Annotated in this window: 12 protein-coding genes; all 12 read left to right on the top strand. The window is 24.0% G+C overall.

Annotated elements, in window-relative coordinates:
* Positions 1 to 4: 4 nt before the first annotated feature.
* The 12 genes from Q0Y03_RS04480 (at position 5) to Q0Y03_RS04535 (ending at position 13,943) form a co-directional block, all read left to right on the top strand.
* Positions 5 to 1,138 carry a glycosyltransferase gene (locus Q0Y03_RS04480; protein ID WP_297712631.1) on the top strand — a complete coding sequence of 378 codons (1,134 nt, stop codon included), beginning with the start codon at positions 5 to 7 and terminating at the stop codon, positions 1,136 to 1,138.
* Positions 1,119 to 2,543, top strand: coding sequence for a hypothetical protein (locus tag Q0Y03_RS04485; protein WP_297712632.1), 1,425 nt, complete (start codon positions 1,119 to 1,121; stop codon positions 2,541 to 2,543). The genes Q0Y03_RS04480 and Q0Y03_RS04485 overlap by 20 nt, the downstream gene beginning before the upstream one ends.
* On the top strand, positions 2,540 to 3,706 hold the full coding sequence (locus Q0Y03_RS04490) for a glycosyltransferase family 4 protein (protein ID WP_297712633.1): 1,167 nt from the start codon (positions 2,540 to 2,542) through the stop codon (positions 3,704 to 3,706). Before Q0Y03_RS04485 ends, Q0Y03_RS04490 begins: the two co-directional genes overlap by 4 nt.
* A gap of 41 nt (positions 3,707 to 3,747) precedes the next feature.
* Positions 3,748 to 5,166 (top strand): O-unit flippase-like protein, encoded by a 1,419-nt coding sequence (gene wzx / locus Q0Y03_RS04495; RefSeq protein WP_297712634.1) that lies wholly within the window; start codon positions 3,748 to 3,750, stop codon positions 5,164 to 5,166.
* 15 nt (positions 5,167 to 5,181) lie between these two features.
* The gene (locus Q0Y03_RS04500) at positions 5,182 to 6,234 is read left to right on the top strand and encodes an acyltransferase (protein WP_297712635.1); all 1,053 of its coding nucleotides are present in this window, start codon (positions 5,182 to 5,184) and stop codon (positions 6,232 to 6,234) included.
* Position 6,235: 1 nt separating this feature from the next.
* Positions 6,236 to 7,144 (top strand): beta-1,6-N-acetylglucosaminyltransferase, encoded by a 909-nt coding sequence (locus Q0Y03_RS04505; RefSeq protein WP_297712636.1) that lies wholly within the window; start codon positions 6,236 to 6,238, stop codon positions 7,142 to 7,144.
* On the top strand, positions 7,137 to 8,264 hold the full coding sequence (locus Q0Y03_RS04510; RefSeq protein ID WP_297712637.1) for an acyltransferase: 1,128 nt from the start codon (positions 7,137 to 7,139) through the stop codon (positions 8,262 to 8,264). The genes Q0Y03_RS04505 and Q0Y03_RS04510 overlap by 8 nt, the downstream gene beginning before the upstream one ends.
* Positions 8,265 to 8,599: 335 nt before the next feature.
* On the top strand, positions 8,600 to 10,432 hold the full coding sequence (gene glmS, locus Q0Y03_RS04515; RefSeq protein WP_297712638.1) for a glutamine--fructose-6-phosphate transaminase (isomerizing): 1,833 nt from the start codon (positions 8,600 to 8,602) through the stop codon (positions 10,430 to 10,432).
* 100 nt (positions 10,433 to 10,532) lie between these two features.
* Positions 10,533 to 11,462: an LCP family protein gene (locus tag Q0Y03_RS04520; protein ID WP_297712639.1), complete on the top strand. Its 930-nt coding sequence runs from the start codon at positions 10,533 to 10,535 to the stop codon at positions 11,460 to 11,462.
* A gap of 67 nt (positions 11,463 to 11,529) precedes the next feature.
* The gene (locus Q0Y03_RS04525; protein WP_297712640.1) at positions 11,530 to 12,111 is read left to right on the top strand and encodes a VanZ family protein; all 582 of its coding nucleotides are present in this window, start codon (positions 11,530 to 11,532) and stop codon (positions 12,109 to 12,111) included.
* Between the two features lie 444 nt (positions 12,112 to 12,555).
* Positions 12,556 to 13,242: a winged helix-turn-helix domain-containing protein gene (locus Q0Y03_RS04530; protein WP_297712641.1), complete on the top strand. Its 687-nt coding sequence runs from the start codon at positions 12,556 to 12,558 to the stop codon at positions 13,240 to 13,242.
* 158 nt (positions 13,243 to 13,400) lie between these two features.
* Complete coding sequence (locus Q0Y03_RS04535; RefSeq protein WP_297712642.1) at positions 13,401 to 13,943, top strand: DUF2800 domain-containing protein; 543 nt, start codon at positions 13,401 to 13,403, stop codon at positions 13,941 to 13,943.
* Positions 13,944 to 13,948 lie beyond the last annotated feature (5 nt).

Raw genomic sequence — 13,948 nt, forward strand, 5'->3', positions numbered from 1 at the left:
ATATATGAATTCAAAAAAAGTGATATTCATAGTACCAAAAGATTATAAAAAAATAGGTGGATTGAATATTCCTATAGGAAATTATAGTAAGTTTTTAGAAAATAAATATATAGTAGAATTTATTTTTATACCTTATAAATTTGATAAAAAAGATAAAATAAATTTTATTAAAAAAATTCAAGATGTTAACTGGGAAGATGTTGAATGCGTAATATCATGTACATTAAATCCTGCTTATTCATTTTATAAATTATTTAAAAAAAATATAAAGATTAGAGATATAAAAAAAGTTGCCTTTTTAATGGATAGTCTTACTTTATATGCAAATTCAATTTTAGAGTTTAATAAAATAAAAAAAATAAAAAATACCAAAAAGAGACAATTGGAATATTGGTTGAAAAGTAAATTATATAAATTTAAAGAAAGAAATATATTGAGATATTATGATGAGGTAGTATATGTTTCAAATGTTGATTGTGAATATGTTAAAGATATTTTTAAGAAAAGTATATCAGCTAAATTAAAAGTGATACCTAATGGAATTAAAAAAAATAAAAGTGTTATATGTGATTATAGTATTAAAGAAAATAAATATTTTAATATTGGATTTATTAATACATTTGTTCCAGGGACTATTGAAGAAAATTTGCAATGGTTTTTGGTTGAATGTATGCCTAAGATAGTAGAAGTAGTACCTAATGCTCGTATTATAATAGCTGGAAGAGGTGCATCAACAGAACAAATAGAATTTCTAAATGGTTTTAAATATGTTAAATATTTAGGAGAAGTAGGAAGTCTTTGTGAATTTTACAACTGTGTAGATATAATATTATCAACTGTTGAAAAAAGAAATGGGTTATTAAATAAAAATTTAGAGGCATTTTCTTATCAGAAATGTGTAGTAGGATTTGAGTGGAATTTTTTTGCGTTTGATAATGCAAAACCTAATAAACACTATCTTAAGGCTAATAATATTGATGAATTTATAAAAATATTTAAAGATATACAAGATAAGAAAATAGATATTAATATAATTGCCAAGGAAGCAAAAATTTTTAGTGACACTTACTATAATTGGGATGAAAGTAACAGTAAATTTTATAATGTAGTAGCTAGTAATGAAATTAAAATATATTGAAAAGGATGGTAAAATGGAAAATGAAAGCAGATATATTAAAGGGATAGTTATATTTTTCACCTTATTTACTATTGTAATGAATATAAAGTTAGGATTTATCAAAGATATAATCATTGCTTATTTTATATTAATATTGGGATTAATAGTTTTAATATTAACTCCAATAAAAAAAATGATAACAACATTAATATACACAATATATTTTTATTTTTTAGGAATATTTCAATTACTATTATCCCAAATAGTACCAGAAAAATTTGTTGGGTATAATATGAGTATAAGTGTGATTAAAGATAGTAATCTGAGAATGTATTATATTAAATATTTAATATTATTTTATTTGATATCTATAATTATTATTTGGATTAATTATGCAACCATAAATATTCGTAAAAAGTATAGTTTTAAAAGAATATCAATTAAGAAAAAATATATTTTAATTAATCCCTATATTATATTAATAGTTGTTTCTCTTATAGAATATGTGTTTAGAAGTAGATTTAATATATTAGTACCAGGAAAAGCACCTTTATTACCTAATAGTGGGATTTTTGTTTACTCAATACAGGCAATATCATTATATGTAAAGTATTTAGCATGCGAATATTTTTATAATAAGTATGAAAATAACAGTAAGTTTATAGCAAATGTTATTATGACTTGTTTGATAACTGGTCTTCCAGGCATAGCTTTAGGCTCAAGAAGTACATTTATATTTGATATCGTACATTTTATTATATTTATTATATTTATATTTATTAAAAATAAAGGCAAAATCAAAGGAATTGGGAAATATAAATATTTAATTCTAATCTTTGGATTACTAACAATAAATTTAGGAAATAAAATAAGATTTGAAACACAAGTTAATTATCTAGATTTTTTTATTCAAAGATTTACTGGATTATCAGATGCAATAGCAAGTATATCATATTATATATTTAATGAACAAACTATTGGATTTAGAAATTATTTAAGCAATATTTTAGGAGAAGGTTCAATTAATGTAACAACATATCATACTATTTATGTAATGGGATTTCCGGATACAGGAATACACTCAAATGCGTTACCTATGTTTACAGCAGGATTATTATATGAAGGAGTTTATGGATTGGTTATATTTTCTATTATATTTTCTTGGATTTTATCAAGTCAAGAGATTATAATAAGAAAATTTTTAATAGGTTCAATGAATAGTAAAAAAATAATGAAAATATTTATTATAATTTATTTTTATACTAGGATTTTTTTCAGTTGTATCATGGAGGGGAGAGTTGAGGATATTAGAGGATATATATTAATGTATATAATATTATTAATTGTTAGTAGTATATTTAATATTAATTTAGTTTCAAGAGAGAAATTAGTTATAAATAAAAGAAATGAGGTAATTCATAAGTGAGTAAAGTAGAAGTTATTATTTCTAATGGAGTGCAATATCATACACCATTTCAAGTAAATGAACTTGAAAAATTAGGAGTAAATTATAAGTATATAACTGGACTAACAATAAAAAAATTAAATCACTTAACAAATAATATTGATGAAAGTAAAGTTATATCACTTTCAAAATATATAATGCCATATAAAATTTTAGCAAGATTATTTCCTAAAAAAAGTTGGAATATATATTATAGAATGCATGAAAAATTTGATGTAAAGTCTACTAAGTATATTAATGAATGCAAAATTTTTCACGCTTTTAATGGATTTGCATTAGAATCTTTTAAAAAAATAAATAAAATGAATAATAAGCCGATAAAAATAGTTGAATGTGGTGTTCATCCAAGATATTATAGCAATATTTGTAATGAAGAATTTGAGAAATATGGAGTGTATAGAGAATCTTTATCTAAAGAGTATATTGAAAAATCGGAAAAAGAGTTTAAACAAGCTGATTATATATTAACTTTAACAGATATATGTGTAAAATCTTTTATTGAAAATGGATATGATAGAGAAAAAATAATAGCTATACCTTTAGGAGCAAATATTGAAAAATTTAAAAAAACTAAAGAAAAAAAAAGTAAATTTACTGTATGTTATGTAGGAAGAGTTTCAATACTTAAAGGAGTACAATATTTGTTAAGTGCTTGTGAGATGTTAGATAAGTTAGGATATGATTTTGAATGTAATATTATTGGAGCAATTGATGATGAAATAGCACAAAAAATAGTACAAAAGTATAAAGATGTTAGTTGGGCTAATTTTATTGGTAAAATTGAATATATGCAGTTAAGAGATTATTATAGTGAATCACATGTTACAGTACTACCATCACTAATAGATTCATTTGCTATGGTTGTGTATGAGAGTATGGCATGTGAAACTCCAGTAATAATTACTGAAAATGTTGGTGCACCAATTATTGATAATAAACATGGCTATATTGTACCTATTAGAAATGATAAAGCTATATATGATAAGCTTGTTTATTTATATAATAATAGAGAACAAGCTATTGAGATGGGGAAATTAGGAGAAGTGTATGTTAAAAATAAATCATATGATATTTATGGAGAAAAGTTGAAAGAATTTTATGATAAAATTATTAATCAAAAGTAACTATTAAAGCTTTTAATTAATAATACTAAAGGAGATTATATATGGGAATTAAAACAAGTAAAAATGATATTATATGGAGTTATTTAAGCATATTTGTTTCGCTTTGTAGTAATATTATTGTACTTCCTATTACTATATACTATTTAGATAGTGAAACTTTGGGACTTTGGTATGTTTTTTTAAGTTTGGGTGGAATTGTAACACTATTTGATTTTGGATTTAATCCTACATTTTCTAGAAATATTACATATTGTTGGAGCGGAGCTGAAAAATTAAAAAAAAATGGAATATTCAATTCTAATAAAGGAAATCCAAATTATTTTTTGTTACAGAAGGTAATGTATGCTTGTAAGAAAATATATCTTATAATTGCACTTTGTGCATTAACTCTACTATTGACTTTAGGGAGCATATATATTAGTTATGTGTCAAGGAATATTCCAGGAAATGAAAAAATTATTGCATGGATATTGTATTCTATTGCTGTATTTTTAAATTTATATTATGGATATTTTTCATCTTTTTTAAGAGGAATTGGTTCAGTAGAAAAAGCAAATAAGGCAAATGTAATTTCAAAAATATTTAACATAGTAATAATGTTTATATTATTATTTTTAGGATATGGTATTTTAGCTGTTTCATTAGCTTATTGTTTAAGTGGATTTATATTTAGAACAATTTCTAAAAAATATTTTTTTAATGTTGAAGGTATAAGGAATAATATTAAAAATAATAAAATAAAATTTAAATTTGTAGAATTAAAAGATATATATGATACGATATGGCCCAATGCTTGGAGGGAAGGAATTGTAGCTGTTTCAAATTATTTGTCTAATCAAGCCAGTACTTTAATATGCTCAGCATTTCTTACATTAACTGAAGCTGGGATATATTCAATATCTATTCAAATAATTAGCTGCATAGTTACAGTATCAGGAGCATTATACACAGCATATCAGCCGGAGTTGCAAGCTGCACAAGTTTCTAAAGATTTAAATAAATTGAAAAGATTAATGTCAACAGCAATGTTTATTTATTTAGTATTATTTTTGGTGGGTATATTGTCATTTATTATCATTGGCAGACCATTACTTAATATAATTAAGCCAAATACAATAATAGATGTTAAATTAATTATTGTGACTGGAATATATCAATTTTTATTAACACAACATACATATTATGCATCTTATATTTCAAACTCAAACTATATTCCTTATGTAAAGGCATTTTTAATCTCTAGTATAACAGGAACAATATTTACTGTAGTTTTAATCAAAGTATTTAATTTTGGAATATGGGGATTAATTATTGCACCATTAATTGTACAACTTATATATAATAATTGGAACTGGCCATATAGAGTATTAAAGTCATTAAATATAACTCCATTACAAATGTTAGTTATTGGATATAGTGAAACATTTAGTAATATTAAAAAGTTAATAAATAAACAATAAAAGTGGGAGTTTTATATGGAAAAAATCAAAAGTGATAAGATCGAAAGCATAAATATTTTAAAAACTTTAGCTATTATATTAGTTATTTTAGGACATGCAGCTAATGGATTTAGTGGTGGTTGGAAATTTTCATCAATAAATGATTCAGAATTTATAAAGGGAATATATGTGTATATATATTCCTTTCATATGCCTCTTTTCATAGCAAGCTCTGGTTTTTTATACATGGAGGGAATAATTAAAGGAAAGTATAGTAATAATTATGAGTTTATAAAAAAAAAGTTTAAATACCTTATAGTACCATATTTCATAGTAGCAATTTTTTTTGTCATACCAATTAGATTAATTATAGGATATTATGAAAATAACATAAGTTATATTATATTAATAAAAAACTTATTAATAAATTTATTTACTGTAAGAGATATAGGGCATTTATGGTTTCTTCCTGTTCTTTTTATGATATTTTTAATATTTAATTTATTAAAAATATGTTTTTTTGTAAATAAATTTATTGTGTTGATAGTGTTAATAATAATAAATCTACTCTCATATTACATTCCAGGAATTGGAATAGTGAGGTTGTTACTTCAGCTTTTAATATATTTTTATTTTGGGATACTTCTAAGGCTCTATTATGAAAAGTTAAATTGGCAGAGGTTTGATATAGCTATAATATTAGTTATTATACAAATTATATTATTATACTTAAATAATAATATAATAAATTTAAGAATTATCAATAATATTTTTGTAATTTTAATTAGTGTGGTAGGAATTTGTATATTTATTATACTAGCTAATAATATTTGTATTAGTAAATGTTTATTTACAAAGTCTAGAACGTGGAGATTTATATATAATAATGGATTTAATATGTATTTATTTCATGAACCTTTAATGTATATATTTATGAGTGTTATGTTTGATATGAACATTTTAAGCATTATACCATTTTTAATTTATATTATAATTGGAGTTTATGGTACAATACTTTTTATTAAACTAATATTTAAAATAAAGTTAATAATTAAAGAGATATTTTTAAAGAGAGTAAGGAGAAATTAATATGAGTAGTAATAAATTGTTAAAGCATGCTTATCTTATTATTGCACATAATCAATTTGAATTATTAGAAAAATTAATTTTATTATTAGATGATGAAAGAAATGATATATATATACATATAGATAAGAAGGTAATGGATTTTAATTTTGAAAATTTTTTAAATATGACAAAAAAATCAAATGTTTATTTTATTGATAGAGAAGATGTAAATTGGGGTGGGTATACACTTGTTAATGTAGAAATGATGTTATTAAAAGCAGCAATTCAATATAATTATGAATACTATCATTTGATTAGTGGAGTTGATTTACCAATAAAAACTCAAGATGAAATTCATAGTTTTTTTACTAAGAATAAAGGTAAGGAATTTGTTCACTTTGATTCTTTAAATTTATCATCAGAGGAATATAATAGAGTTAAGTATTATTATTTTGTACAAGATAAAATTAGTAGTAAGAATCCAATGAAAACTTTTTTTCGAAGGTTAGAAATATTAGGAGTTAAACTTCAAAAAATTATTAATATAAATAGAATAAAAGACTTGAATATTAAGCTAGGTAAAGGAGCTCAATGGTTTAGTATAACAAATAATTTTGCAAAATATATAATAGAAAATGAAACTTTAATAGAAGATATTTTCAAATATGGTAATTGTGTTGATGAAATGTTTGTTCAGACAATTTTGTTAAATTCTAAATTTAAAGATAATTTATATTATAAAAATTTTGATAATAATTATAAATCAATTTTAAGGTATATTGATTGGGAACGTGGAAAACCATATATTTTTAAGAGAAGTGATTATAATCAATTAATGAGTTCAGAGCATCTATTTGCAAGAAAATTTGACTTAAATAAGGATTCTGAAATAATAAATAAAATATTTGTAAGGTTAAGTGGAGGTGAGTAATATTAAAAATAGAAAAATAAAGGTAATGAATAGAAATTCAAATTTAGAGCTATTGAGAATAATTTCTATGGTAATGATAGTAACACTTCATATTATAACCCAAGGAGGGTTGATTTTTAGTATTAATCCATTATCATTTTCATATGCAGTGATGGAATTATTTCAAGCTATAAGTTATGTTTCTGTAAATTGTTATGTACTGATTAGTGGATATTTTTTAATAAATTCAAAGTTTAAATTTAGTAAGATATTTAAAATTTGGTTGCAAGTACTATTCTATTCAATATCTATTTATATAATATTATTAATACTTAATAAAATCCCTTTTAATTTAAAGGAACTAATTAGGTCAATGTTCCCATTAACATTTGGACAATATTGGTTTGCAACTGTTTATATAATTTTGTATATAGCATCTCCTATATTAAACACTATTATGAGAACAATGTCAGAAGCACAAGTTAGACTATGGATATTTGTAATGATTTTGCTTTTTTCTATATCTCCTATAAAAGATAGTATAGGAGTTCAAGATGGTTATAGCTTATATTGGTTTATTTGCTTATATTGTGTAGGTGCGTATATAAGGTTATATTATAAACCTAAATATATATACAAAAAATATTTATTTGGTTTTATTTTTGCTACAGGTATTGATTATATTTTAGCAATGACTTCAGTTTGGATCACAGTTAGATTATTTGGCGTTGCAAGAGGAATGTCGTATTTTTTAGCTTATAATTGGATAGGAACGTTTATTGCATCTGTCTGTTTATTTATTTTTATATTGAACTTAGAGGTGAAAAGTCAGAAAGTTAATAAATATATTTTAAGTTTTTCTACTTTAACATTTGGAGTATATTTAATTCATGTAAATCCACATCTTTCAAAAGTAATATGGAATGAAATTTTAGTTACAAATAGGTATTTAGAATATAGAGGAAAATTTTTTATTTATATGCTTATGGTAATTTCTTTATATTTAGTATGCTCGTTTATTGAGTATATTAGGCAAAGAGTTTTTAATAATATCTATAATATTATATTTAGTAGCAAATTAGTTAATAAGATACTTTCATTAAGGATATTATTAAAATTAAAATCTTTATTTAATTATTAAAAGTAAGTAAAGTGTAAGATTTATTTATGGATAATGTATTATAAAAATAAGATAATAAATTTAGAGATTTTAAGAAGAAGTTATATTTTGAGGTAAATAAAAATAATTTCAAAATGAAAAGGTGTAGATGTAGAGAACTTAAAAAGAGAAAAATAGAAGAGAAATTTACGGCGTTATTAGATTTGGGTTTATAATTTAAAAAAGAAAAATTAATTAATATATATGATATTGAAAAAATCATATATATTAAAAAAATAACAATTAAAGTAATATACGTATTAAGTGTTTTAAAAATATTTATATAACTACATTTACAATAAGAAAGGAACTATAATATGTGTGGAATAGTAGGATACATAGGTAAAAGACAAGCATCTGAGCTATTAGTTGAAGGTCTTTCAAAATTAGAATATAGAGGATATGATTCAGCAGGTGTTGCAATCATAGAAGATGAAAAAATAAGTGTAAGAAAATTAAAAGGTAGATTAGCTAATTTAGAAAATGATTTAAATTCTAATTCAATCAATGGACATATAGGAATAGGACATACTAGATGGGCAACTCATGGAGAGCCATCAGATGTTAATTCTCATCCTCATTCAAATGGAAATGCAACAATAAGTGTTGTACATAATGGGATTATTGAAAACTATATGAAGTTAAGAGAATGGTTAACTTCTAAAGGGTATGAATTCTTATCAGAAACAGATACAGAGGTTATACCAAACTTAGTTGATTACTATTACAGAGATGGAAGAAATCTTTTTGATGCAGTAGTAAAAGCTACAGCTAAATTAGAGGGAAGTTTTGCTATTGGAGTTATTGCTAATAATGAACCAGATAAGATTATTGCAGTAAGAAAAGATAGTCCACTTATAGTTGGATTAGGAGAAGATGAAAGCTTTATAGCTTCTGATATCCCAGCAGTTTTAAACCATACTAGAGATGTTTATTTATTAGAAGATAAGGAATTTGTTATCTTAACTAAAGATGGTGTTGAACTTAGAACTGAAGATGGTGAAAAGATTGAAAAAGAAGTTTATCATGTAACTTGGAATGTAGATGCTGCTGAAAAAGGTGGATATGAAGACTTTATGCTTAAAGAAATTCATGAACAACCAAAAGCAGTAAGAGATACTTTAGCAGGTAAAATTGCATTAGGAAAAGAAATAACTTTAGATAATGTTAAGTTTACTAAAGAAGAATTAGAAAACTTTGATAAAGTTTATATAGTAGCTTGTGGAACAGCTTATCACGCAGGTGTTGTAGGTAAAACTGTTATAGAAAAACTAGCTAAGATCCCAGTAGAAATTGACGTAGCATCTGAATTTAGATATAGAGAGCCATTAATAACAGATAAAACTTTAATAATAGTTGTATCTCAATCAGGAGAAACAGCAGATACTCTTGCAGTTCTAAGAGATGGTCAAAGACAAGGAGCTAGAGTTCTTGCAATAACTAATGTTGTTGGATCTTCAGTATCAAGAGAAGCTGATGATGTTATATATACATTAGCAGGACCAGAAATTGCAGTTGCATCTACTAAGGCTTATGTAACTCAATTAGCTGCATTCTATATTTTAGGATTATACTTTGGTAGATTAAAGGAAACTATTACTGAAGAATATGCTGAAGAAATTAAAGGTGAAATGCTAACAATTCCAGAAAAGATAGAAAAAGCATTAGAAATGAAGGAAGAGCTTCAAAAGTATGCTGATAAGCACTATAATCATAGAGATATATACTTCTTAGGTAGAGGATTAGACTATGCTGTAGCTATGGAAGGTTCTTTAAAACTTAAAGAAATTTCTTATATTCACTGTGATGCTTATGCTGGTGGAGAATTAAAACATGGACCTATTGCTCTAATAGACCAAGGGACTGCAGTTATTACATTATTAACTCAAGAGTCTTTAAAGGATAAGATGATATCTAATGTTAGAGAAGTTTCTACAAGAGGTGGAAATATATTTGCAGTAGTTAATGAGGGAGATGAAACTTCTAAGGAAGTTGTTGATTCGTTAGTTTATATTCCTAAAACTATTGATTTATTAACTCCAATGATAAGTGTTGTACCACTTCAATTAATATCTTATTATGTTGCAAAACAAAAGGGTTGTGATGTTGATAAGCCAAGAAATTTAGCCAAGTCAGTTACTGTAGAATAATCTTAAATATTGAATGATAACCTCTATATTAAATTATGGAGGTTATTTTGTAAAATTTATTAATTCATAAATATGTGTAAAGGGGAAGTGAAGTAATTAGATGAAAAAAGGAAGTAGAATTAGTTTAGTTATTTTAGGAGTTACTCTAAGTATACTTTTAATTATTGTAGGAGGAGTATATTGGTATGGTAGTCATCTATTTAATAAAATCGAAAAAGTTGAAATAGATACAAATGATGTAGGAATAAAAGAAGAAGTTCAAGAAAAGTTATCAGAGTATAGTGATAGTGTAATAAATATTGCTTTATTTGGTATAGATGCACAGGATGGAGAAGCAGGAAGATCAGATTCAATAATAATTGCTACAATAGATACAACTCATAAGAAGCTAAAGTTAACATCAATTATGAGAGATTCATATGTAACAATAGCAGATAGAGGTCAAGATAAGATAAATCATGCATATGCTTTTGGAGGTGCTCAATTAGCAATAAAGACACTAAATGAAAATTTTGATTTAAACATAGAAGACTTTGTTGCAGTTAACTTTACAACAATGCCTAAAATAATTGATAAATTAGGTGGAGTTACTATTGATATAACTAGTGAAGAAGTAAGTCATATTCCAGGAATTGATAGTGCTGGTACATATACTTTAACTGGTGAACAAGCTCTTGCATATTCAAGAATTAGATATGCAAGTGGTGGAGATTATGTAAGAACAGATAGACAAAGAACTGTATTAAATAAAGTTTTTGAAAAGATATTAGCTACTAATGTTACACAATATCCAAGTTTATTAAGTGAAGTTTTACCTATGGTTAAGACAAGCTTAAATTATTCAGAAATATTAGATTTAGGAAATGAAGTATTGAAAATGGGAGCAACTAATTTAGAGCAAGAAAGATTCCCAAGAGATGAGTATTGTGAAGGAAAGATGATAAGTGGTATATATTACTTAACTTTTGATAAGGAACAGACAGTACAACAATTACATGATTATATATTCGATGATATAAAAAGTTGGTAATATAATAGTACAAGAAACTGAACTTTTAATTAGAGTTATGCCTGAAGGGGAAAAGTGGGGGTAGATAATGTTTGTTATTACTCAAAATATGTTTTTGGCTCTTGGAGCTGTATTATGTTTATATTTTAAAAGAGATTTATTGTTTAAGCTTATAACAGGAAAAAATATATATAGTGATTTAAATTTAAAAGAAGAATTAATTAAGCTAATATTTAAAATATATATAGTAGGTGTTATTTCCAAAGTATATTTTCCTTTTACTTTGGCTTGGGGAGAATATATTAACTTTAAAGAACCAGTAATTATATTAAGTCCTCTTTATAGTATAGAGATTATTTATCAGCAAGGAGGAATAATGAATCTTATTTATAATTTAGTGGGTAATCTTCTTTTACTTATGCCAATGGGATTTTTTATTTCATATTATTTTAGTAATATATTTAATACATTAAAAAGAGTTTTTATTTCTATGTTTTTAATATCTTTATTTATTGAAAGTACTCAAGTTGTATTATCTTTAATTGTTCCTAATATATGTAGATTTTTTGAAATAAATGATTTAATACTTAATAGTATTGGTGGAATAGTAGGATGGAAGTTGTATAATAATTTAATTTATATGAAGAGTATGGATTTACTCAATGAATAAGTAAATGATTTATATGTCAAATTGTAAAATAAATTAAATGAATGTAAATAAATTTACAAAACACGTTGAAATAAGTAAGTAACTTTAGAAAATAGTCAAAAAAATTAAGTAAAAATATTGAAGAGATTACACTTAATATGGTAAAATATAGTTAAATAATAAAAAAGTGTAAAAACTTATATTTATTATTTAATAAATATTATTTATTTTATAAAAAATAAAAAGAGCAAAAGTAGGGCTAACTACATTTACTCTAAAATGTTATTGAATACCATAAGTATACAATTAATCATAACAATTATATTGTATTACACTTTGTAAATATCTTCAATAACTTTTCTAAATACAATTAGGAGGTTAAAAATAATAAGCATAGAATATTTTGTTTTTTAGTTAAAAATAAATAATATTTCATTTTATTATGGCGTTATGGGGGAATTGAAAGTGGGGAATAATAATTTTGATATATATAGTAAATATATTAAGACCTTTAATTCATTATTTATTAAAAATGATGATATAGAAAATGAGCTTAACAAAGAAAAGGAATATATTGAAAGCGAGTTATTTGAAATCTATGAAAAAAAGTTTATGGAGGAGTTCCTTACTACTGTATTTCAACTTGGATTAAGTGCAATGAGAAATAGTAATTTTATTAAGGAAAGTAATGACAAACATTCTTATAGTAATACAAAGAATGAACAAGTAGTAACAAAAATTGATTTTATTGATTATCAACAAAAGGAATGTAAAGGTTTAAATAAGAGGGATAAGTTTTATAGAGAATGTAGTAATTGTATTTTAAATGATAAGAAATCAGTAATTAATATGAAGAAAGTTGATAATATATGGACTTATAATAATATTGAAGTGGACTTTATAAATTTTACTGCAAAAGTAAATGGGGAATATGTAAAATTGGGAATGATACCAATTAAAATATTAAAGCTTTTATTAGAATATGAAGGACAGGTTTTGAGTAGAAGTCAGATTTTAGATAATATATGGGGAAATGATATATCATTATGTGATAGAACCATAGATGTTCATATTAGTAATTTGAAGAGAACTTTAACGTTGGATACTTGTATTCAAAGTATTAGGTATATAGGATATAAGATTAATTTATAGTATTTTTAAACTCAGAGGTGAAATAATTTCATTTCTGAGTTTTTTTGTATGGAAATATACCCATTTTACAATTTTAATAAAAAACTTTCTGTAATTTATATTCCCTTAATATTTCAGGAGTAAACTTTAATTATTAAATGGAATCGGGGGTATAAATTATGAAGAATATTAAGAATATTATTAATCAAAGGGAGGAACTTATAAAGTCTTTAGCTATTTTGAAAGTAAAAAAGTATCTTTCAATTATTGATGAAAAAGAGTTTACAGAAGAGGTAGTAGATATTTATTCTAATGAATATTATTGTGGAGTTATAGAAAATCTTTCACATATTTCTTTTAATGAAGTTGTTCGAAGAATTGAGGAAATAAAAGAGAGTGATATGGAGCTTAAGGTTTTATTTAATGAAAAAGTGATGATTCAGCTTAAGGGATATTTTACTACTAAAGTTTGTGATGTAATTTTATTAACTAAAAATAGTATTGAAGTAATTAAAATAATATCTAGGGAAGAGGATATTATTAATATTTATGAGTCACCAGAAATGAAGATAATTGGCCTTGGAGTTATAGATAAGTTCTTAACTCAGACAAGTAGTGAAGTAATTAATTTAACAGTAATTCAACCTAATATATTAATAGTATCAATATTTCAAGTAGGAGTAGAAGCTCTTTTACATCAGTGTGAATATACACTAATTTAGCAAAG

Source organism: Clostridium sp. (genome assembly GCF_026168755.1).
In the GTDB taxonomy this organism is placed as follows: domain Bacteria; phylum Bacillota; class Clostridia; order Clostridiales; family Clostridiaceae; genus Clostridium.

Coding starts and splice junctions, on each gene's coding strand:
- Q0Y03_RS04480 (WP_297712631.1), top strand. CDS start 5: ATGAATTCAAAAAAAGTGATATTCATAGTACCAAAAGATTATAAAAAA.
- Q0Y03_RS04485 (WP_297712632.1), top strand. CDS start 1,119: ATGAAATTAAAATATATTGAAAAGGATGGTAAAATGGAAAATGAAAGC.
- wzx (WP_297712634.1), top strand. CDS start 3,748: ATGGGAATTAAAACAAGTAAAAATGATATTATATGGAGTTATTTAAGC.
- Q0Y03_RS04500 (WP_297712635.1), top strand. CDS start 5,182: ATGGAAAAAATCAAAAGTGATAAGATCGAAAGCATAAATATTTTAAAA.
- Q0Y03_RS04505 (WP_297712636.1), top strand. CDS start 6,236: ATGAGTAGTAATAAATTGTTAAAGCATGCTTATCTTATTATTGCACAT.
- glmS (WP_297712638.1), top strand. CDS start 8,600: ATGTGTGGAATAGTAGGATACATAGGTAAAAGACAAGCATCTGAGCTA.
- Q0Y03_RS04520 (WP_297712639.1), top strand. CDS start 10,533: ATGAAAAAAGGAAGTAGAATTAGTTTAGTTATTTTAGGAGTTACTCTA.
- Q0Y03_RS04525 (WP_297712640.1), top strand. CDS start 11,530: ATGTTTGTTATTACTCAAAATATGTTTTTGGCTCTTGGAGCTGTATTA.
- Q0Y03_RS04535 (WP_297712642.1), top strand. CDS start 13,401: ATGAAGAATATTAAGAATATTATTAATCAAAGGGAGGAACTTATAAAG.